Origin of the sequence: Vibrio owensii, from assembly GCF_002021755.1 — a bacterium.
Taxonomy (GTDB): Bacteria; Pseudomonadota; Gammaproteobacteria; order Enterobacterales; family Vibrionaceae; genus Vibrio; species Vibrio owensii.
Window position 1 is genome coordinate 672102 of sequence record NZ_CP019960.1, and the last position, 21633, is coordinate 693734.

Annotated in this window: 18 protein-coding genes and 1 tRNA gene; 7 read left to right on the forward strand and 12 right to left on the reverse strand. The window is 45.9% G+C overall.

The genetic code is table 11. The features are described 5' to 3' along the window. Positions 1-121 precede the first annotated feature (121 nt). Positions 122-1588 carry an EAL domain-containing protein gene (locus tag A9237_RS19550; protein WP_078609203.1) on the forward strand — a complete coding sequence of 489 codons (1467 nt, stop codon included), beginning with the start codon at positions 122-124 and terminating at the stop codon, positions 1586-1588. 4 nt (positions 1589-1592) lie between these two features. Here the strand turns inward: A9237_RS19550 and modF are convergent, their stop codons facing one another. Further along, complete coding sequence (modF, locus tag A9237_RS19555; protein ID WP_078609205.1) at positions 1593-3041, reverse strand: molybdate ABC transporter ATP-binding protein ModF; 1449 nt, start codon at positions 3039-3041, stop codon at positions 1593-1595. Positions 3042-3400: 359 nt separating this feature from the next. Continuing rightward, positions 3401-3491, reverse strand: a tRNA-Ser gene (locus A9237_RS19560). 330 nt (positions 3492-3821) lie between these two features. Here A9237_RS19560 and A9237_RS19565 point away from each other — a divergent pair. Further along, positions 3822-4502 carry a MaoC family dehydratase gene (locus A9237_RS19565; RefSeq protein ID WP_005440645.1) on the forward strand — a complete coding sequence of 227 codons (681 nt, stop codon included), beginning with the start codon at positions 3822-3824 and terminating at the stop codon, positions 4500-4502. 64 nt (positions 4503-4566) lie between these two features. On the opposite strand, the gene A9237_RS19570 is transcribed toward A9237_RS19565, so the two are convergent. Further along, positions 4567-5394, reverse strand: coding sequence for a phosphate ABC transporter substrate-binding protein (locus tag A9237_RS19570; protein ID WP_078609207.1), 828 nt, complete (start codon positions 5392-5394; stop codon positions 4567-4569). Positions 5395-5693: 299 nt separating this feature from the next. Between A9237_RS19570 and A9237_RS19575 the strand changes: the two genes are divergently transcribed. Continuing rightward, on the forward strand, positions 5694-6050 hold the full coding sequence (locus A9237_RS19575; protein ID WP_009704672.1) for a DUF3024 domain-containing protein: 357 nt from the start codon (positions 5694-5696) through the stop codon (positions 6048-6050). A 38-nt stretch (positions 6051-6088) separates the two neighbouring features. Here A9237_RS19575 and A9237_RS19580 read toward each other — a convergent pair whose 3' ends face one another. Continuing rightward, positions 6089-6883: an AraC family transcriptional regulator gene (locus tag A9237_RS19580; protein ID WP_009704671.1), complete on the reverse strand. Its 795-nt coding sequence runs from the start codon at positions 6881-6883 to the stop codon at positions 6089-6091. Between the two features lie 72 nt (positions 6884-6955). Beyond that, positions 6956-8959 (reverse strand): exoribonuclease II, encoded by a 2004-nt coding sequence (rnb, locus tag A9237_RS19585; protein ID WP_078609209.1) that lies wholly within the window; start codon positions 8957-8959, stop codon positions 6956-6958. 380 nt (positions 8960-9339) lie between these two features. On the opposite strand from rnb, the gene A9237_RS19590 reads away from it, so the two are divergent. Further along, entirely contained in the window at positions 9340-11265 is a 1926-nt protein-coding gene (locus A9237_RS19590; protein ID WP_039839623.1) for a DEAD/DEAH box helicase, read from the forward strand. A gap of 362 nt (positions 11266-11627) precedes the next feature. Next, on the forward strand, positions 11628-12821 hold the full coding sequence (locus A9237_RS19595; RefSeq protein ID WP_005440661.1) for an acetate/propionate family kinase: 1194 nt from the start codon (positions 11628-11630) through the stop codon (positions 12819-12821). Positions 12822-12916: 95 nt separating this feature from the next. On the opposite strand, the gene A9237_RS19600 is transcribed toward A9237_RS19595, so the two are convergent. From A9237_RS19600 to A9237_RS27400, 5 genes are all read right to left on the reverse strand, one after another. Continuing rightward, positions 12917-15073, reverse strand: a complete 2157-nt coding sequence (locus tag A9237_RS19600; RefSeq protein WP_078609211.1) for a c-type cytochrome — start codon at positions 15071-15073, stop codon at positions 12917-12919. Next, positions 15070-15681 (reverse strand): cbb3-type cytochrome c oxidase subunit II, encoded by a 612-nt coding sequence (locus tag A9237_RS19605; RefSeq protein WP_009704666.1) that lies wholly within the window; start codon positions 15679-15681, stop codon positions 15070-15072. The genes A9237_RS19600 and A9237_RS19605 overlap by 4 nt, the downstream gene beginning before the upstream one ends. Before the next feature lies 1 nt (position 15682). Further along, positions 15683-17092, reverse strand: a complete 1410-nt coding sequence (ccoN, locus tag A9237_RS19610) for a cytochrome-c oxidase, cbb3-type subunit I (protein WP_078609213.1) — start codon at positions 17090-17092, stop codon at positions 15683-15685. A gap of 15 nt (positions 17093-17107) precedes the next feature. Then, positions 17108-17470: a c-type cytochrome gene (locus tag A9237_RS19615; RefSeq protein ID WP_020197235.1), complete on the reverse strand. Its 363-nt coding sequence runs from the start codon at positions 17468-17470 to the stop codon at positions 17108-17110. Between the two features lie 386 nt (positions 17471-17856). Then, positions 17857-18027, reverse strand: coding sequence for a hypothetical protein (locus tag A9237_RS27400; protein WP_167371692.1), 171 nt, complete (start codon positions 18025-18027; stop codon positions 17857-17859). 344 nt (positions 18028-18371) lie between these two features. Between A9237_RS27400 and A9237_RS19620 the strand changes: the two genes are divergently transcribed. Both A9237_RS19620 and A9237_RS19625 read left to right on the forward strand, forming a co-directional pair. Then, entirely contained in the window at positions 18372-19250 is an 879-nt protein-coding gene (locus A9237_RS19620) for a DMT family transporter (RefSeq protein WP_039975185.1), read from the forward strand. Positions 19251-19324: 74 nt separating this feature from the next. Continuing rightward, positions 19325-19876, forward strand: a complete 552-nt coding sequence (locus A9237_RS19625; RefSeq protein ID WP_078609215.1) for a DUF2301 domain-containing membrane protein — start codon at positions 19325-19327, stop codon at positions 19874-19876. Here the strand turns inward: A9237_RS19625 and A9237_RS19630 are convergent. Both A9237_RS19630 and A9237_RS19635 read right to left on the reverse strand, forming a co-directional pair. After that, positions 19873-20769, reverse strand: coding sequence for a hydroxymethylglutaryl-CoA lyase (locus tag A9237_RS19630; RefSeq protein WP_078609217.1), 897 nt, complete (start codon positions 20767-20769; stop codon positions 19873-19875). The genes A9237_RS19625 and A9237_RS19630 overlap by 4 nt on opposite strands. Further along, entirely contained in the window at positions 20766-21611 is an 846-nt protein-coding gene (locus A9237_RS19635; protein WP_017188970.1) for an enoyl-CoA hydratase-related protein, read from the reverse strand. The genes A9237_RS19630 and A9237_RS19635 overlap by 4 nt, the downstream gene beginning before the upstream one ends. Positions 21612-21633 lie beyond the last annotated feature (22 nt).

Consider the following 21633-nt stretch of genomic DNA (forward strand, 5'->3'; position numbering starts at 1 on the left):
CATACTCAATCTGTAGCGCTGATTAGTGCCTCTGCTTACTCTGGAGTGTTTTAAGTGGTTGATGAGTAAGTGTTAATGGCTTTCTTCTTCCTTGTTCTTAAAGATAAGAGATAACTTCTAGATGATAAATAAAGAGCTTTTGAAAAAAGCCATCATATACTTGCTCCCGTTACCTCTTATCGTCGCGGAGGTGTTCTATTTAGCACATCAAAGCGTCCAGCGAAATCTAGACCATATTCTTGATAAAAACCTCCAAGTTGCGGATGAAATTCTGTTTCAAATAGAGACAGAGAATCGGACCGCTCTGATTAATCCGGAACGTTGTGAAGCGATACAACAAAATTTGATGTTTGAAAGGCACATCGACGAGACCCTGATCGTAAAAGATGGTCAGATTATTTGTTCCTCGAAGCTGGGAGCAATGGAGCGTCCGATGGACAACTATGTCCAGTTATATCGTAAAGGAGAGCTCACTTTAGGCCATATCACAGGCTACCCTGATCAAGTCTTATTTCTGATCACACCAAAAGAGGATGCTCCGGAATACCAAGCCGTTACTGTCGTTGATAGAGACTACTTTGGCGCGACGATTGGCTATCGTAGTGATGTACGTTTAAAGCGTTCGGCCATGTTTGTTGGTAAGGATTCTGCACCTAAAGATGCTTCTATGAAGGGCGAAAATGCCGTGTCGCTCGGCTCCTCAAAGCTGTTTGATTATAAGGCATTGGTGGAAGCCAGTGACTTTTACGTTGAGCAAAAACGCTTTTCTTATATCGTTTCTGCCATTCCTATTTTGCTCGCGTTTTATCTTTTGATCTTCATAATTAATCGCTTTATCGATCCTCAGCGAAGTCTTGTATCCGAACTTAAAAAAGCACTAAAGAAGCGTGAGCTCGTGTTGTATTACCAACCTCAAGTGGATACCAGTACGGGAGAGACGTTTGGTTATGAAGCCTTGATCCGCTGGCCGCATAAACTGCGAGGCTTCATCTCTCCTGATGAATTTGTACCTGCGGCAGAAGAGAGCGGCTTAGTTGAATTGCTTACCGACTTTGTCTTGGATAGGGCGTGTGAGGACTTCTCAAAGGAAAAGTTTGATCATCCGATTCATCTTGGTGTAAATGTCCCTCCGGGTTATTTCACGGGTTCTCATATAATAAGAAAAATTGAAACGATTCATCGCAAGTTGAAAGCGTACAACGTTGACCTCAGCATAGAGATTACCGAGAGGCAATTGATTGATGGCAACGCACGCAACCATATTACAGCGTTAAGGCTACATGGTATTCAGGTGCTCATTGATGACTTTGGTACAGGGCAGACCGCACTGGCGGTGCTTCAACACATGAAGGTCGATTATCTGAAGATAGATAAATGCTTCATAGACACAATTGGCATTGAGAGCGTGAATTCTACGGTATTAAATGCGATTGTGCGTCTAGCAGGGGATTTGCGAGTCGATTTGATTGCCGAAGGTGTAGAAACCCAAGAGCAGGCAGCACATTTAAAAATGCTCGGCGTGAAACTGCATCAAGGGTATTTATACGCCAAACCACTCCCATACGCGGAAGTGGTGGGCAGTAAATAGGGCTTTAATCGATGTAACCCTTGTAGCACTGAGTTTGCTCATCGAACTTAAACTCAAGATAGTTCTGAATGCTATCCAAGCCATCTTCTTGATAGTGGGAAACATAAAGAAGCTGGCTTAGATTCTCTTTAGCAATCAGCTCTAGCGTGTTTTTCACCAGCACTCGTCCCAAGTAGTCCAAGCCTTGGTATGGTTCATCCAAAATCAACAGCGTCGGTTGTTTTACAATGGCTCGTGCAATCAATAGTAAACGTTGTTGCCCGTATTCGAGCTGTTTAAAAGAGGTTTTCTCGTATTGCTCCATGTGGAGAATTGTCAGCCATTCTTTCGCGACGTTGATTTCTTTTTTACTTGGTTGGGAATAGAGACCAATTGAGTCATAAAATCCAGACAAGATTACCTCTAAAGCGCTGCAATTGACGCGATATTGGAGGTGTAATGCTGAAGAAACCATACCAATATGTTGTTTGATTTCCCAAATGGTCTCGCCAGTGCCGCGTTTTTTACCAAAGATGTGGATGTCGTTACTGTAACACTGTGGATGGTCGCCAAAAATCAGTCCCAATAACGTGCTCTTTCCGCAACCATTTGGTCCTTTCACTTGCCAGTGTTGACCTTTATCGATACACCAGTTTAAGTCGGTGAAAATGGTCTTCTCGGTGTATTCGACTTTCCCGTTTTTTAGCTCAAAGATTGGATTATCGAAGTGCGTTGAATGTTGATGCTGACGAATCAACGTCATCATCTCTTCGCTCTGTTTTTCAGACTGGGATTTGATCTGTGCGATGATAGGGTGCTTATCCCAACTCTGTTTGTCCATGGTACTATCGAGTTTGCCACCATTAAACAGCGCAATACGCTCTATCCAGTCAGGCATGTCAGATTCACGAGAGAAGGTAATCAGCATTTGTACTGATTGAGAGAGTGTTTGAAGGTAAGTCGCCAATGACGCGCGGTGAGCGATATCTAAACCAGTGAACGGGTTATCTAGCAGAACGAGGTCAGGCTTGGCCGCAAGCGCTCGGGCAAGCATAACGCGTCGTGTTTCGCCCGTTGAAAGCACTCGAAAGCCGCTTTCAGTTAAGTGTGAAAGGTCGAGATCTTCAATCAGAGTCTGTGTGAAGGCTTCATCTTGGCAGACTTCAAAAATTAATTGGTAAACGGAACTGCCTTGGTCAATACGGTCAAGAAAGTCGGTATCGTCCTTTTCTATCTCCAGTTCCAACAATCGTTGTTGCTCGGAAAGAGAGACCTGAGCAATCTGGCAACCCTCGATGTTCAATTGACCGGATTCAGGCTTGATTTCTCCACACAGTAAGTCACCAAGCATCGAGCCAATATCGCCCTCAGAGCTAAAAATACCCCATGACTGTCGGGCTTCAATCTGCCAATCGTCGATAGAGAGAGTAGAAGTGTTTTCCTTTGCAGTAAGCTGATGAAATTGAATCGGCATTGGGTCTGTCTTCCATGATTTATTGTTATCTTGCTCTTAGTTATAACAAGTCTTGAGTCTGCATAGAACGAATTGATACGTGGATTTTTTCGTCGATTGCGATAAGTGCGGACTTGGTCAGTAAATCTAGAAGAAGGTGAAAGGGAAGAGTATGTAGTGGGGGAGCGCACCACTTAGGACTAAGCAGTTCTGTATTTTACAAGATTCAAAACGACGAAAGCCTGTTGATTTCTCAACAGGCTTTCTAAATGTGGGGGGAGTGCTGGGCTTGCATTCAAGGAGGGATTTGGGCTAATCCCTTTAAAGCACTGAAATACGAAAAAGCCCGCTAATCTCTTAGCGGGCTCTTTACTGGAATGTGGCGGAGAGATAGGGATTTGAACCCTAGATACGCTATTAACGTATGCCGGTTTTCAAGACCGGTGCTTTCAACCACTCAGCCATCTCTCCGTTGCGGGACGTATAATAGGGTGAGGTAGAAACGTTGTAAAGCATTGTTTTAATGAAAAAGAACTGTTTGCTTGTTTTGTGGTCACATCCATAGAGAGGATTGGTACGAAAGAGCATCAAAAAGGGTAGTTGTTACAGTATTTTGTAGAGTATTTACTTTATGTTGTGGTTACTTAATAAAATAGTGTTTTATTGCTATCTTTATGAAAAGTAAGAAGTAAATGACTTTGAGTATACATGTGTTCGCCCGAAAGTATTTGCAACATAGTGTGAGTTAATTCAAAATTAACTGGTATAGCCAGTTGTGCTTGAATTTATCGAAGGGTTTTTATGAAAGTCACGAATCTATTTAAAGACAAAGTTGGTGCGATTTCCGCTCACCAATCAGAGTTTATGAATTGGATGTCTCCAACGCTACGCGATTATTGGGGTGACTTTTTAGGTCGAGCACAAAGCAGCTTTCTTTTTTCTAAAGTACGTGATCATCAACAGCCTGCTGTGAATGAGGAAGTCATTTCTCAACCAGATCCAATTGTCCTAAAACCTGAAGCGCAAGTTCTATTTGATGAGCTAAGCGAGAAAGTGGGCGAAGTGATCCATGTGGGTGATTGGGTTCATGTATCTCAAGAGCGTATAAACCAGTTTGGTTCGGTAACTGAAGATATGCAATGGATTCATACCGATCCAGAGCGTGCTTCAACAGAGTCTCCATTTAAGACTACGATTGCTCATGGTTTCCTTACGTTGGCGCTTTTGCCTAAGTTGACCGATTCTGTTGACCCAGAAAACCCAATGTTCCCAACAGCGAAATTGGTGGTGAACCTAGGTCTGAACCAAGTACGTTTCCCGTACCCAGTAAAAGCAGGCAACAACGTACGTGCATCAAGTACGCTAACTAAAATCACGCCAATCAAGAAAGGTCTTGAGATTGAGCGTGAAATCAAAGTTGAAATTGAAGGCATTCGTCGACCAGGCGCAGTAGTTGTTTCAGTGATTCAATTGCACTTCTAATTGCATTCTAAGATTCAAACAAAAAAGAGAGCCGAATTTGGCTCTCTTTTTTTATGTCTGCGGCTTATTGATTAAAGCTTTTTACTGGTGTGTAGCCGTAGTCTGCAATCGCTTTTTGGCCTTGTTCCGATTTCAGGAACTTCACGAAGTCTTTGCCGGCTTTATCCAGACCATCCACTTTGTACAGTACCAAGAATGGACGCGCCAATTTGTACTTGTGATTAGCGATGTTGCTCGCCGTTGGATCCGTGCCTTCAAACTGAATGGCTTTTATTGAACGATCAACAGAGCCTACCGAGATAAAGCCAATCGCATGTGGGTTATGGTTAACAATGGTTTTCACCATGCTGTTGCTGTTTACCACAAGGTTGTTTGGGTTAATGTCTGAAACCAAACGGTTGTTGATGATCTTGGTAAGACCTAGCAAGCTTTCAAAGCTGTAACGAGAGCCAGAAGAAGCTTCACGTGTTACCACGGCGATAGGTTGATCGTTGCCGCCAACTTGTTTCCAGTTGTCGACTTTACCTTTGTAGATATCAAACAGTTGTTGTTCCGAAAGGTTGGCTACAGAGTTAGTGCGGTTAACAACAACAGCAAGACCGTCATAAGCGATAGGGAATACGTTAAGATCTTCGCCTTTTTCGCTTTCCGTTAGGTAGCGCGAGCTCATGCCAATCTCAACCACGCCTTTGTTCACCATCGTGATGCCTGCGCTTGAGCCAATACCCTGAACGGCAATGTAATCATCAGGGTGCGTTTTATTATATTCTTCAGCCAATACATCCATTACGCGTGCAACAGAGGTAGAACCTGAAATATTGACTTCTTTTGCCATAGCAGAAGGAAGGGACAGAGCCATGGCCAGTAAGGTCGCCACAGAAAGACGTAACATATTTAACTCCATATACGGTATATAGCAGCGCCCATCATATTTCGTTCAGGTTACACTTTTGTGAATGCAGATTGATATCCATAGCGAATGATCGATTGCGCTCGCTTTATGTTGATAACTATCAATAATATCGGGTGGGTGGGTTTTACTGATTTGAAGCGAAAGAGGTGACGCAGTTAGCTTTTCGGCATCAAATGGGATGCTATTCTAGGTTTGAGCGGGCGCATGCCCCGATGGTGATTTCTGCCTCTCTCAGGCACTTGGGTATATACTAAGAACAACATATCAGGAGTACGCTCATGTCCGTGTCTCAAATGGCGACCAGTCGCTTGCACAAGTTGGTTCAAACGCTCTGCGCTAGGCGCAATGTCAATTTGCCGGTCGAAGCGCTAGGGAAGTGCTTATACGAGCCTATAGAGAACGGTGTCGAGCTTTATCATGCGCACTTCTTACTTGATTCACAACACAGTGAATACACGTCTCCCATCGCTAAAATTCTATTTGATGCTAAAACTCAGCTTTGGTGCTTTTATGTGCCGATCTATCGTGAAGAAGAATTGGTCTGGGTACCTTATGAAAAGCTACCGAGTAGTGAAACGCTTGAGGTGCTTCTCGCCGAATTAGAAAGCGACCCTCAAGCGTGTTTCTGGGATTAACAGATTTCTCTACCTGCTAACGCGTAACGTGCCAAGCGTTACTTTGCGATTTGGCTACGAAATTCTTTTGGTGTAATGCTATAAATCGATTTAAACGCAGTACTAAAGTGTGCCGCGCTCTTAAAGCCGGATTCAAATGCAATTTGAGTGATCGATTTCTGCGATACGCGCAGTTGTGTCGCAGCGTGGTTAATACGTTTCACCTTTAAAATGTGCGAGAACGAGAGGTTTTCCGCTGCTAATCTACGTTTTAATGTCGCGATAGACATGCTCATGTGCGTGGCTAAGGCTTCTAGGGTGATGTCTTTCTCTATGTTCTTTTCGATGTACTTAATTGCCTTCTGAGAGGCGGTTAGGCTGCTTGCATCATCAATGATTGACAGAATGTCCGGCTGCACTTCGACCATTAATGAGAGTAGGGCAAGGGCAATATGACCTTGAGCGTACTGGGGCGCTTTATTGTCCGCTAACTCAATTAACGTGTCTTTAAGCTGTGCAATTGATGATTGGCTTTCAGAAGAAAAAGGGTAGAAGCGGCGTTCTTCGGTCTCTGACTGCACATTAGGATGCACAGATTTAAACTCACTAAACAAACCAATATCAAAGACGAGTGCAAGTGCTTTGAAATTGCCTGGTTTGGCTTCAGCACTGCGCAAATCTGCGGAGTTATAAAGCGTAAAGTCTCCTGCGTTTAGTTCAATTTGTTCACCACTAGGCTGATTAATAACGAGTGAGCCTTCTTCAACAACGTATAGGCCGTTGTGTGTAGCGGTGTAGCGTTCACTTTTGCGAGCAGTGAAGTGATTAAAGCGAATGATCTCAATGTTCGGCATATTCGTTCTTATCTTTCTTGTATGACATACAAAAAAGGCGCTCATTTGAGCGCCTTTAAACTTCAATCGGTATTACTCACTCACAGTTTCTTCTGTTTGTGGTGCTGGTTTATCAGCGAATACCTGGGTCGGCTTTGCAACGATGCTGCGGTTCTCTTGGTTTACGTCTGCTAGAACGATTTCCAATGTGTCACCTAACTTGTATACCACTTCTTTGTCGATAGAAATGGTACCGTTGTCGCCGTTACACTCAATTCTTTCTTTATTATCAAGAATCAAGCTACCAGGAATAAAGGCTGCTGCGCCATTTTCGAGAAGTCGGACACGTGCGCCAGCACGATTAATATCGAAAATCTCACCTGTGAAACACGTTTTCTTGTTTGGCTCGTCCGCTAGAGTGCGTGCATATAGCCAATCAGACACGTTTCGCTCGGCAATTTTGTGATGTTTGCGGTGCAGAGCTAGCTCTTCGCCCACTTCATCATCTGGCTTTTGAACAGGTTCTTTGTTCAAAATAACTGCCTTCAGCATGCGGTGGTTGATCATGTCGCCGTATTTACGAATTGGTGAAGTCCAAGTCGCGTAGATATCAAGACCCATAGCGTAATGAGGAAGAGGTTGATTACCTACTTCACTGTACGTTTGGAACTTACGAATACGGTTGTCTAAGTATGACGTCTCTTGCTCACCTAACCAGCGGCGAAGTGCGGCAAAGCCTTCTAGTGTTGCGATAGATTCTGCAGTGAATTCTAGTGTGCCTTCTGGGTTAACCAGTTCAACCACTTCTTCAATCTTCTCTGCTTTTAGGCCTGCATGAGTGTTAAAGACGCCAGTCTCGAACTTTTCACGCAGAGTACGGCCAGCACAGATGTTTGCCGTGATCATCGACTCTTCAACAAGACGGTTTGCGCTACGACGCATGTCAGCGTGGATTGCAACAACGTCGTTGTCTTCGCTTAGTTCGAAACGGTAGTCAGGGCGATCTGGGAACACAACTGCGTTCTTCTCACGCCATTCAGCACGAGCGCGAGAGAAATCGAATAGATCGCGTACAATCGTCGCAATCTCTTCTGATGGTTGCCATTTATCCGAACTGCCGTTTTCTAGCCAGTCAGATACGTTGTCGTATGCTAGACGAGCGTGTGATTTGATGTTCGCTGCAAAGAAGTTGATGTCATCACCAATCACGCCATCTTTACTTACTGTTACTGTACAGCAGATAGCAGGGCGGACTTCGCCTTCAATCAGAGAACATAGGTTATCTGCTAGATCGCGAGGCAGCATTGGGATGTTACGGCCTGGTAGGTAGATAGTGTAGCCGCGTTCGCGAGCGACTTTATCCATATCGTCTTCTGGTGTGATGTACGCTGTTGGGTCTGCGATTGCGATAGTCAGCTCGAAATCGCCAGATTCTGTCTTCTTCGCGTACAGTGCGTCGTCCATATCTTTGGTTGATTCACCATCGATAGTCACGAAAGGAACGTGAGTCATGTCTACACGTTCTAGATCCGCGTCGTCTTTCAGTTCCCAGTTCTCGATACCTGCTGGCTCAGAGTTAGGTAGATCGTTTTGAGCAAGCGTTACCCACCAAGGTGCAATCTTGTCGTTTGAATCGGTAATCTTCTCTGAAATTTCTACAAAGAAAGAGTTATCGCCTTTAAGCGGGTGGCGAATAAGATGCGCGACAACCCAGTCACCTTCAGCAAATTCATCAGGTTTTAGACCTTTCTTTAATTTCGCTTTAAGAGAAAGCTTTTTCAGCTGTGGGTGATCAGGTGCTACGTTTAGCTTGCCTTTGAACATTTTTACTCGGCCAATAAAGCGAGTTACGGCTTGTTCTAGCAGCTCTTGTGGTTCCGCGACTTCGCGTTCGTTTTCTGTGCGGATGATGGCAACCACTTTGTCGCCGTGCATGCACTTTTTCATGTACGCTGGTGGGATGAAGAAGCTGGTTTTACTGTCCACTTCCAGGAAGCCAAAGCCTTTATCTGTTGCTTTGATCGAGCCTTCTTTTTTAGGCAGGTTTTCTTGGATTTGCTGCTTAAGCTGAGCTAATAGCGGATTATCTTGAAACATCTTTTTTTTAACTTACCAATGGAATTGGGCACACTATAATCATTGCGCACTATTATTACTACCTAAAGCACACAAATTCGCTGTGAATTATTGATGAATTGAACAGCTTGTTGGTGCTTTTCTCTCCGGAGAATCGGGGGAGAGGTGGAAATTTATGCGAATAATACCATTAGTGAGAATAAATTGTGATGTAATTCAATTTTTTCTAGCTTTTTTTATGCATTTAAGGAATAATCCGCCTCCCTTAGTCGTCCCTAATGGCTTATCGCGGTTGTGTACTGTGCTAATTCCTGTCTGAATGGATTTAGTAACTGGATGGATCAGTATCGAATTGGAAGAGCATATGGGACTGTTTTTTTGTTTAATTAAGTAGGATCCCAATGCAAGATTCTGTTATTCAATTCAGCGATTTATCTCTGAATGATTCTATCCTTTCTGCTCTAGACGGAATGGGTTTCGTGTCACCAACTCCAATTCAGGCTGCGGCAATCCCACACCTATTGGAAGGTGCTGACGCGCTGGGCAAGGCACAAACGGGTACAGGTAAAACGGCAGCATTCTCTCTGCCTCTTCTAAACAAGCTAGATCTTGATCAACGTAAACCACAAGCAATCGTTCTTGCTCCAACTCGTGAGCTAGCGATCCAGGTTGCGGCTGAAATGAAAAACCTTGGTAAAAACATCAAGGGTCTTAAAGTTCTAGAAATCTACGGTGGTGCATCTATCGTCGATCAAATGCGTGCTCTTAAAAACGGTGCACACGTTGTTGTTGGTACTCCTGGCCGTGTTCAAGACCTTATCAACCGCGAACGTCTACATCTTGACGAAGTAAATACTTTCGTGCTTGATGAAGCGGACGAAATGCTAAACATGGGTTTCGTGGACGACGTAACTGCGATCATGGAGCACGCTCCTGAATCTGCACAGCGCGTTCTATTCTCTGCAACTATGCCTCCAATGCTGAAAAACATTGTTGAGCGCTTCCTACGTGAGCCTGTAACAGTTGACGTTGCTGGTAAGAACCACACTGTAGACAAAGTTCAACAGCAGTTCTGGGTAGTGAAGGGCGTAGAGAAAGATGAAGCGATGTCTCGTCTTCTTGAAACTGAAGAAACTGACGCGTCAATCGTATTCGTACGTACTCGTCAAGACACTGAGCGTCTAGCTGATTGGCTATCTGCACGTGGCTTTAAAGCTGCTGCACTGCACGGTGATATTCCTCAGTCTCTACGTGAGCGTACTGTTGATCACATCAAACAAGGTGTTATCGACATCCTAGTTGCAACTGACGTTGTTGCACGTGGTCTAGACGTTCCACGTATTACTCACGTATTTAACTACGACATCCCATTCGATGTTGAGTCTTACATCCACCGTATCGGTCGTACTGGCCGTGCTGGACGTAAAGGTAAAGCGATCCTTCTAGTTCGCACTAACCAAATCCGCATGCTTCGCACTATCGAGCGCGTAACTAAGTCGTCTATGGAAGAAATCCAACTTCCTCTACGTGACCAAGTTGCTGAAGCTCGTCTAAGCAAGCTAGCAGCTGAGCTAGAAGCTGAGAAAGAGCACAAGTCACTAGACAAGTTCGCTGAGCTAGTAGAGAAACTACAAACTTCTCTAGAGATCGACCCAGCGATGCTTGCTGCAATGCTTCTTAAGCGTCAGCAAGGTAAACGTCCTCTATTCTACATTGGCGAAGACCCAATGGTTGAAGCGATTGAGCGTGATAAGCAACGTCGTAAAGAGCGCCGTGAAGGTGGTCGTGAAGGCGGTCGTAGCTTCAACACTCAAGATTGGGATACTTACCAGCTTCAAGTTGGTCGTGAGCAAGGTGTTCAAGTTAAAGACATCGTTGGCGCTCTAGCAAACGAACTAGGTCTTGGTAAAGGCTCTATCGGTGCGATCAAGCTAGCGCAAGGTCACACATTCGTTCAGCTACCTAAAGCAATGACTTCAGATGCTGCGAACAAGCTAAGCAAACTACGTATCCGTCAACAAGATGTTGGTGCTGTAGTATGTGACTTCGATGACTTCCGCGAGTCTCGTGGTGGTCGCCGTGACGGTGGTCGTCGCGATGGTGGTCGTCGTGATGGCGGCGGTTACCGTGGCAACCGTGAAGGCGGCAACCGTGGTGGTGAACGTCGTGAAGGCGGTCGTCGCGAAGGTGGCTTCCGTGGTAACCGCGATGGTAACCGTGAAGGTGGCGAACGTCGTTTCGATCGTAACCGTGGTGGTGATCACCGTGGTGCGCACCGTGGTGAACGTGGTCACGGCGGCCGTGGTCGTCGCACGCAAGACGCATAATATCTGCACTCTATTGCATTAAAAAATAGTTGAATTTGAAAGCCGAGCATTTAGCTCGGCTTTTTTGTCTCCGCTCTTCTATACTCTACTCATTCAAAAAAATTCGTAATATTTTTGCTTTATTCTTCATTTATTGATGTTTTTAAGTGTCTGATTCCACTTTAGTTGAGTGAGATGATATATTTCACGGCTCAAATAAATTTTAAACTTGCGATAGATCAACAAAAATTACGCAAACGAACAACTAACACTAAAAGATAGTTGAAAGATTAAAAAATTATTGAATAATAGAAGGCACAAACAAGAAGTACGCAGCGCGGAAGCGCAATTACAACCTCTGCTCCACAACAGGAAACTATTTCATGTCTAATTCGTTTGTACTGGTGATCAACTCTGGTAGCTCATCACTAAAATTTGCAGTAATCGACTCTCAATCTGGCGATGCTGTGCTAAGTGGTCTGGGCGAATGCTTTGGTCTATCAGACGCTCGTATGAGCTGGAAATTCAACGGTGAGAAAAAGGAAGTCGCAATCGAAGGCGACGATAGCCATCACAAGATCGCTATTGGTAAGCTGGTAGGTTTAACCGAAGAGTTAGGTCTGGCTCAAGACATCGTGGCTGTAGGTCACCGTATCGTTCACGGTGGTGAGAAGTTCACACAAACTGTTCGCATTACTGAAGAAGTAACCGCTGAAATCGAAAAACTTGCAGATCTTGCTCCACTGCATAACCCTGCAGGTGCTATCGGTATTCGCGCTGCTATCGAAGCGTTTCCAAGCCTTCCTCAGTTTGCTGTATTTGACACTGCATTCCACCAAACAATGCCTCAACGCGCATTCACTGGTGCTATCGCGAAAGAACTTTACACTGATTTCGGCGTACGTCGTTACGGTTTCCACGGCACTAGCCACTACTTCGTAAGCCGTGAAGCTGCGAAGATGATTAACAAGCCAGTGGAAGAATCTAGCTTCATTTCTGTTCACTTAGGTAATGGTGCTTCTGTTTGTGCAATTAACAACGGCGAGTCTGTTGATACATCAATGGGCTTCACGCCACTGTCTGGCCTAATGATGGGCACACGTTGTGGTGACCTTGACCCAGGCATCATTGAGTACCTTCTTAAGAAAGGTTGGTCTCAAGAGAAAGTGTTCAACTCTTTGAACAAAGCTTCTGGCTTCTTAGGTGTTTCTGGCCTAACAAGCGATGCACGCGGTATTTTGGAAGCGATGGAAGAGGGTCACGAAGGTGCAACTCTAGCATTCCAAGTATTTACTTACCGTGTGTCTAAATACATTGCGTCTTACCTTGCTGCTCTTGATTCATTCGACGGCATCATCTTCACAGGCGGCATCGGCGAAAACTCAATGCCAATCCGTAGTGAAATCCTGAAGAACCTTAAACTTCTAGGTTTCGTTGAAGATGTGAAAGGTAACGAAGACGCTCGATTTGGTAACGCAGGTGTTGTTGCTACATCTGAGTTACTTGGTGCGAAAGCACTAGTTATTCCTACCAATGAAGAGTGGGTTATCGCTCAACAGTCGGTGGAACTGCTGTAAAACGGCAAAAATTTTGGGAACTAAGTCAAAGCCCTTTCCGGTTGGAAAGGGCTTTTTTTATGTTTAACGAAACAACATTTTCTTTCGGTGGTGTGTTACTTGATATGTATGTTGTTGTCGCGTCTGTCGTACATCTCCGGTGTGGTGTGTAGGCCGCCTGCGTAACCCGCGTCCTCCAAAGTTTCCCTCACATCACGAACATCAGCAGCTGTGACTGGTGTTTGCTGGTCACCAAGGTGTTTACGCACAAAGGTAATCAACTCTGCCAATCGAGCGTCAGAGAGGATGTCCTCAAAGCTTGCCATTGGCATGAAGTTACGTTCCGGGTCGATGTAAGTTGGTTGTAGGCCACGTACGGTTACCGCAATGGTGTTGAACGGGTCGCTGTGCATGATAATACCGTTGTTCAGGAGCGTTGGTGCTATTGGATCTCGCCCTTTACCATCGTTACCATGGCATGCTCCACATGTTTGCTTGTAGGTGGCATAGATTGGCTCTTGGTAAGCCGCTCCATCAAACCCTTTAGGCTCCAAAGGAACGGCATCTGCGGCGATGAAGTTGTTTACGTCCCCATTGAGCAGATAGTAGGACATGGATTCAACGTCTTCACGAGTCATTAAACTCAAACTGTTTTTGACCACGTCAGCCATCCCGGCAAACGCAGTGCCTTTGTTTGAATGACCTGTGTGTAAGAAGTCGGTCAGTGTCTTTTCATCCCAACCACCCACGTACAGCTCCGTAGACGTAATGTCAGGTGCGTTCCAGCCGTCTATCAAGTTACCTTGGAAGATGCGCTCAGGAATCAATGCTTGCGCAATATTACGCGGCGTATGGCACTCTGAGCAGTGTCCTAAGCCTGCAACCCAGTATTTGCCTTTCTGCCACTTCTCAACGTCTTCCACCGTACCCTCAAGCTCTGAAGGTAGGCTGTAGTCGATAGGGTCGGTGTCCATAAAGACAATGTTCCAGCCAAGGAGACCAAGACGAATGTTCGATGGGAACATCATGTGGTTTTCATCGTTACGACGCGCCACGGCAGGAATAGACTGCATGTACTCCCACAAGTCCGTCATGTCTTGTTCCGTGAGATATTGATAAGAGGTGTAAGGCATCGCCGGGTACAAGTAACCATGTTTGCCTTTACCGTGTACTAGAGCATCACGGAAGTTGTCGTAATCGTATTCACCAATCCCTTCACTGGCGTGAGGGGTAATATTGGTCGAATAGATGGTGCCAAATGGTGTAACAAACGGTAGGCCGCCGGCAAAAGGTTCGCCACCTTCAGCACTGTGACAAGCCACGCAGTCCCCCGCGTGTGCCAGATATTCACCACGCTCGACAGATTGAGCGTTAAGTGCTGCAAGTTTCTGCTCTTCCTCTTCACCAGCTTTGCGGATGTAGGCACCAATCGCGAGGATTTCGTGCTCTGAGAGTTGGTTTTCAAACGCAGGCATCAAGTTGTTCAAACCGTAATTGATGGTGTGTTGAATCTCTTCAATACTGCCGCCATGAAGCCAAACACTGTCTGACAAATCTGGAACACCAGTTTGTTGGTTGGCAAGTGAGCCATCGCCGTGACAAGAAGAACAGTATTGAGCGAATAGGTTTTTACCTAGTTCGATCTTCACCTCAGGTACGTTGCTGTGGCGTTGATTAAGCGACGCAAGATAGTAAGAAATCTTGTCCACTTCGTCTTTTCTCATCACCTCAACCCAGCCGGGCATAGCACCGTTACGGCCTTTTGCGATGGAATGAATGATGGCCTCATCACCTCCTCCGTACATCCATTCTTTGTCGATAAGGTTAGGGAAGTGTTTTTGCCCTTGTGCGTTATCTCTATGGCAGGCCGCGCAATGGGTTTGAAATAACATACGACCGCTACGGACAATATCGGCATCTTGTGCAAGTGTCGCCAAAGAGGTGTCGGTTACTTGGCTGAATTGCTGATCGAGTGTGGTTGATGGCGAGCTAAGTTTGTCGTCCGCTTGGTCATAATTCACCAAGCCTTTCCATTCACCAAGTCCCGGATACAGAACCAAATAGCCTGCTGAGAGTAAAAACGCGACAGTGTAACTAATGAAGAGGAGCTTAGGTGGTGGCGCGTCTTTTTCATCTATCCCATCAAAAGAGGCGATGGTGTGGTCTTGGTCCGCTTTGTGGTTGCTTCGCCAATACTTGACGATAACGCCCACCATTAAGACGAAGAAGATTATGGTGCAGGCAACCGCCCACCAGTTCCAGAATGTGCTCATGGTGCCACCTCCTGTGCTGTATCTTGACCAAGGCTTTGAAGATAGCGGATCAGTGCTTCGCCTTTGGTTTTACCGCGAACTTGCAAGCGCGCATCGGAAATTTCTTGGTCTGTGTATGGAACCCCTAATATGCGTAGTGTCTCCATCTTGTCGCCAATTGCATCGCCCGAGAGTGTTTGTTCGAACAGCCAAGGGTAGGCCGGCATTATGGAGGTTGGAATGACCTGACGGGGATCAATTAGATGCAATACATGCCATTGGTCAGAGTATTTACGGCCAAGGTTGGTCAAGTCCGGACCTGTGCGTTTTGAACCCCATAGGTTAGGGAATTCATAAATGTCATCTGACTCCTTATTTGCACGACCATTACGTTTGGTCTCAGGCTCTAGAGGACGAACCATCTGCGTGTGGCAGACATGACACCCTTCACTGATGTAGATATCGCGACCCGCAAGCTCAATGGCGGTCAAAGGCTTGGCTAAACTGCCTTTGGCGATATCGTCAGTGCGAAGAATATTCGGCACAACCCAAACTGCGAGTGAGAAGGAGGCCACAACCACCGTGGTGATGATCAAGATGACCACTGAGTGAGTAAAGTCTTTGCTCATCTTATGCCTCCTTTGCCACTAACACCGATGGAGAACGCACGGTTTTGTACAAGTTGAATGCCATCAGGAATAAGCCAAGTACAAAGAGTGCGCCCCCAAAGAACCGTAGGAACAACCATGGTGCTTTGAAGTTCATGGCTTCAATAAAGCTGTAAACCAGCTCGCCATTCTCGTTCTGAGTTAGCCACATGTAGCCTTCGCCAATGCCAGCAACCCATAGCGCGATGGCGTATATCGCAACACCAGCATGAGCGAGCCAGAAGTGCCACTTGATCAAACGCTTCGACCACAACTCGGTTTTGTTCCATAAACGAGGGATGAAGTAGTAGAACACCGCAATGCCAGACATGCCTACCCAACCTAATGCGCCGGAGTGAACGTGGCCGATTACCCACTCAGTGTTGTGCGCGAGCATATTGAACCAACGAATCGCCAGTAGAGGCCCTTCAAATGTAGCTAAGCAGTAGTAAAGAATGGCAGAGAAGAAGAACAGGCAAATATAATCAGACTTGAGCTTCTCTTTGTTTTGAAGCAGCGTCATCGCACTGTTGAAAGCGCCAGCCCAAGATGGGAGCCAAAGGATGAGTGACATGATGATGCCGATGTTTTGCACCCAAATAGGCACCGATGAATAAACCAAGTGGTGGGTACCAGCCCAAGTGTAAAAACCAACCAAGCCCCAAAAGTGGATGACAGATAAACGGTAAGAGTAAATAGGGCGGTCTGTGGCTTTTGGTATGAAGTAATAGTTCATACCAATCACACCAGCAGTCAGTAGGAAGCCCACTGCGTTGTGACCCCACCACCATTGCACAATGGCGTCTTGCGCTCCGGCAAAGACGGAATAGGACTTCATCAAAGAGACGGGCATAGCCAGATTGTTCACGATAAAGATCATCGCTATCACTATGATAAAGGCGGCGAAGAACCAGTTGGCGACGAAGATATGGTCAACTTTCCGCTTTGCAATCGTGCCAAAGAACAACACGGCGTAAAGCACCCAGACTAAGACGATCAATAGGTCGATTGGCCACTCTAGCTCAGCGTACTCTTTTGATGTGGTGTAGCCTGCGGGCAAACTGATTAACGCCAAAAAGAGTACCAGTTGCCAACCCCAGAAAACCATCCAAGACAAGCTTTGGTTAAAGAGATTACAGCGTCCGGTGCGTTGAGCGATGTAGAGAGAGGTACCCATCAAAATGTTGACTACAAAGCCGTATATCACGCCGGAAGTGTGTAGCGGTCTGAGTCGACCGAATTGGAAGTATTGAGAATCGAAGTTAAGTACTGGCCAATACAACTGTGCCGCGAGGATCACACCTATGATCATCCCGACGATAGCCCAAACTAACGATGCCAACACAAAATACTTCACAACTTTGGTGTTGTATTGAGTTGCTGCTTGTTCCATAAGAACGCTCCTCGTTTAAGGTTGAGCTTCTTTGCCTAGCTGTGAGTAATAGTGGGCAATGTCTTCAATGTCTTGATCAGAAAGGGCATCGGCCTGCTGTTGCATCAGCACCGCGAGACCACTGGTTCGCTCCCTTGCTTTGTAATCCTTAAGGGAAGAAATCAAATAGGTTTTGTTCTGGCCGCGTAAGTTTGGGTATGCATCAATGGTCGATATGCCATCGACACCATGACAAGTCATACAAACTTTCGCTTTTTCTTTGCCGACTTCGAATTGCTCATCACCTTCTGCAGCAAAGGTGAGGGGAGAGAAGCACACAGCGGCGACGAGAGCCGTCCTCAAAGCTGCGCTCATGTTTTGGGTGTTCTTTAATCTCATCACTGATTCCCTAGTAATTTGAATGCGTGTTTCACTAACTTGGGCGCTGATATTCCAGATTTTCACTGTTATTGGTGGCGTGAATGCACTGGCGTATTTTTTATAGTTGTAGGTTAAAGAGTAAGCAGGTACTGGCAATATCGCTACGTACGAGCCGATTTAGTTGTGAATTTAATTACTAATACGTGTGAGGCTTGTGGATTGGACAAAATCAATCTCAATAAAACTAAAGTGAAAAGAATCGCTTAGCGATACACATGTGAAAAGTGGTGAGTTTTATTGAATTAGAAGCGTTAAGCGGCGGTTTTGGAAAGAAGGCGTGAAATTGAAAACCGCTCATGATTTGAGGCAAGAGCGGTTGTGAAAGAGAGAGTTATAAAAACAAACTAACGTCCACGGTACATCATCATGTCGTAGATATGAGTGATGGAAATTGGGTCAGCCTCGATGCTGCCGATGCGTAATGAAGAGACAAGATTAAATAACGAACCGAGCACCATTGGCGCGATAATAAGTAGGGCGATCAGAATGAAAAAGAGTACGGTTGAGTGTCTCATAAAGCACCTCCTGTCGTCTGTTCTACTGTGTTTTGATTGTAGCATTTTGAACACCAACAGATGATGAGATTATTCCGTATATTATTTGAGCTAAAATCTGATTGTGAGCGTTTTCGTTAACCACATAAACCACAAAAATAATGAAGGGATTTCACAGCAATTTACTCGATGAGAAGCATGTCACAATGTATACTGTGAGCGTTTCGCAAACGTTAACTTCCTCCAATCTAATTACACATCCTGTCAGCATTTGCGATGCAAATATAACTAGCTATCACGCATTAAAATCAATGATAAATAAACCCCTGACGAATCCCTCGCAGGGTCTTTTTTTGTGAGTAATTATGCTTAACTCAGAACGCAAAGCTGCATTCGTGCTCGTCGCTACTACGATGATCGCGGCATTAGGGTGGATCTTCTCCAAAGAAACCATTCAAGGTCTCCCACCATTCGGATTTATCGGTCTGCGATTCACCATCGCGTCACTGTGTTTGTTGCCTCTGTGTATCAAACCACTTCGTGCTGCCAATAAGAAAGATATTTTTGCCGCGGCAGGCGTAGGTGTGCTTTTAGGTGGCGCACTGATGTGTTGGATCTACGCGATTTCAATCAGTGACACGTTAGGTGAGGGCGCATTCATCATGAGTCTGTCAATGCTGTTCGTACCCATTGTCGCTTGGATAATGTTTCGTCAAAGACCTCAACGAATTTTTTGGGTTTCACTGCCGATCGCGATTCTTGGTCTAGGATGTTTGTCTTTGGCTGGTGGTTGGCAACAATCTAGCAGTCAGCTTTGGTTCTTGGGCGCGGCTTTGATGCTCGCTCTGCACTTCAACGTAAACAGCAAGTATTCGCAAAAATTGCCTGTGTTGTTGCTAACGTGTATCCAGCTTTTTGTCACGGGCTTGATTGGTTTGCTGATTTCATCTTTGGTGGAAACGGTGCCAACAGAGGTAAGCACATCAATTTGGATTTGGTTTGCGTTGAGCACGCTTTTGGCTACCAGTTTGCGTTACGTGATGCAAACCATGGGGCAAAAGTTTGTCCAAGCGGGAAACGCTGCACTGATTATGATCCTTGAACCTGTCTGGACTGTGATTCTCAGTGTGATTTGGTATGGCGAAGTGCTGACCTCTAATAAACTCGTCGGTTGTGCGCTTATCTTATTCTCTTTGGTGATCTACCGAACTGGCGGTAAACTCCGCTTTCCAAAACGGGCGTAATACAGTTTATAGAGCCAGCGATTTCACCCTCGTTGGCTTTTCATTCCTTTTCATTTTTAGGCAGGATGCTTTCCATGGCAAACACAGAACATCAAGAGACGCTGGATTCACTCGATAAAATCAGCGTGTGCTTGTATCGCTTTGGTATTACTTTGTTTGCAATGGCGCTGCTTGTTTTTTCGGTTCTTGTCTCTTGTGCAATTTCTAGTTCACTGTTGGTTTACCAAACCTCAGTCATTGCGCTTTGTGTGGCTGGTGCATTATCTGCCGCGAACGTTCACGTTTACAGCAAACACGTACGGGCTGTGATCAGTTGGGCATCTTGGATTGGCTTGGTATTGATGGTGAGTGACTTGGAGTTTCAGCGCACTTGGTTAGGGCTTGGCTTTATCTTTGTGACCTTTTCGGGCATTGCGCTTAAAGAGTCATTTTGCTTTAAAGTGCCAGGCTTGAAGATGGTGCCCGCGTTTCTCGCTGTCGCTACGTTTGCACTGTGGTTTAACCTTCCAATCCTTGCTGCCATTACTATGTTGTTGGCTGGATTAGTTATGGGCTTCCTGTCTATTGCTAAGTGGCGTATGCCGCTGCATTTTGATATCGGTATCAAAGCGAATTACGAGATCTAACGCTGCTTTAACGCCAGCGAGACTTTTGAGGTCGGCTGGCGGTTTAACTCTTCACTGATCATCCATCCGGCTTTGGCAAGCAACTCCAAATCCACTCCGGTCTCGATTCCTAAGCCTTGGCAAAGGTAGAGCACATCTTCGGTAGCAACATTACCTGACGCGCCATGAGCATAAGGGCAGCCCCCAAGTCCAGCCACACTGCTATCGATGGTATTGATGCCCATCATTAAGGCTTGGTAGATGTTCGCTAACGCTTGTCCCCATGTGTCGTGAAAATGCACTGCGAGTTTGTCGGTTGGTACTTTCACCTGTACGGCTTCTAACATTTTAGCGATGCGTATAGGCGTGCCTGTACCAATGGTGTCTCCAAGTGAAACCTCATAGCAGCCTAATTCCATCAGCAGGTTGGCGACTCTTGCGACTTGCTCGGGCTTGGTTGGTCCATCGTACGGGCAATCTGCCACGCAAGATAAGTAACCCCGAACGGGAATGTTATGCTTTGCTGCTAATTCCATTACCGGTTCAAAGCGGGTAAGACTATCTGCAATCGAGCAATTGATGTTGTGTTGGCAAAAGCCCTCCGATGAGGAGGTGAAGATGGCTACTTGGGTAGCGCCGGCTTCCAATGCTTTCTCAAAGCCTTGCACATTAGGCGTTAGTGCTGAGTAGATGACGTTGTGGCGGCGGGTGATTTTCTTCATCACATCGAGTGAATCCGCCATTTGAGGTACCCATTTAGGCGACACAAAAGAGCCTGCCTCAATATGGGTGAGTCCTGTATCCGAGAGTAGGTCGATTAAGCGGATCTTGGCTTGCGTGGACACCGGCGATTCGTTTTGCAGACCGTCTCTCGCACCCACTTCGACAATGTTCACCTTGTTTGGCAAATTCATTTCTTGCCCTTAGCTGGCTTGTTTATCCAACCCGGTTCTCGTTTCTCTAGAAAGGCTTGCAAGCCATCTTGTCCTTGCGGCGATACGCGAATGTCTGCGATAAGCTGGCTCGTGTATTGAATAAGCTGACCATCAATCGGATTTTGGTGGCATTGATGGCATAACGCTTTGGCTTTTCGCATCGCATCTGGGCTATTGAGCAGCAAAGAATCAATCAAGCTTTCTACCACGGCTTCGATTTTATCCAGCTTATGAACCTCGTGCACAATGCCAAACTTTTCAGCTTTGGCGGCGTTAATCACTTCGGCGCTGAGTATGTAACGACGAGCTTGACGGTTGCCCATAGCTCGCATGACATAAGGAGAGATGGTTGCTGGAACCAGCCCCAGTTTGACTTCACTCAAGCAGAAGTTCGCATTCTCCGCTGCGATGGCGATATCACAGCAACAGATCAAGCCCAATGCGCCACCAAAAGCGGAACCTTGCACAACCGCAATAGTAGGCTGAGGGAAAGCGTCCAATGTATGCATCAGACGTGCAAGGTTCTGCGCGTCTTCTAGGTTTTGCTTTCTGGTGCTACTTGCCATGGATTTCATCCAATTCAAATCAGCACCAGAGGAGAAATGTTTGCCGTTTCCTCGAAGCACTAAGCATCGAACATCGGTACGCAAGGCGAGGTAGTCCAGCCTGTGGATCAGCAGATCAATCATGCAGGCATCAAACGCATTGTGCTTCTCTGTGCGATTGAGCGTAAGCGTTGCGACGCCGAATTCATCGACGTTCCAAAGTACTTCATCTTGTCGTTGGGTATTGGGGATGATACTCGGTTGATGATCCTGCATGTGACGTCCTTTCTTCTCTACA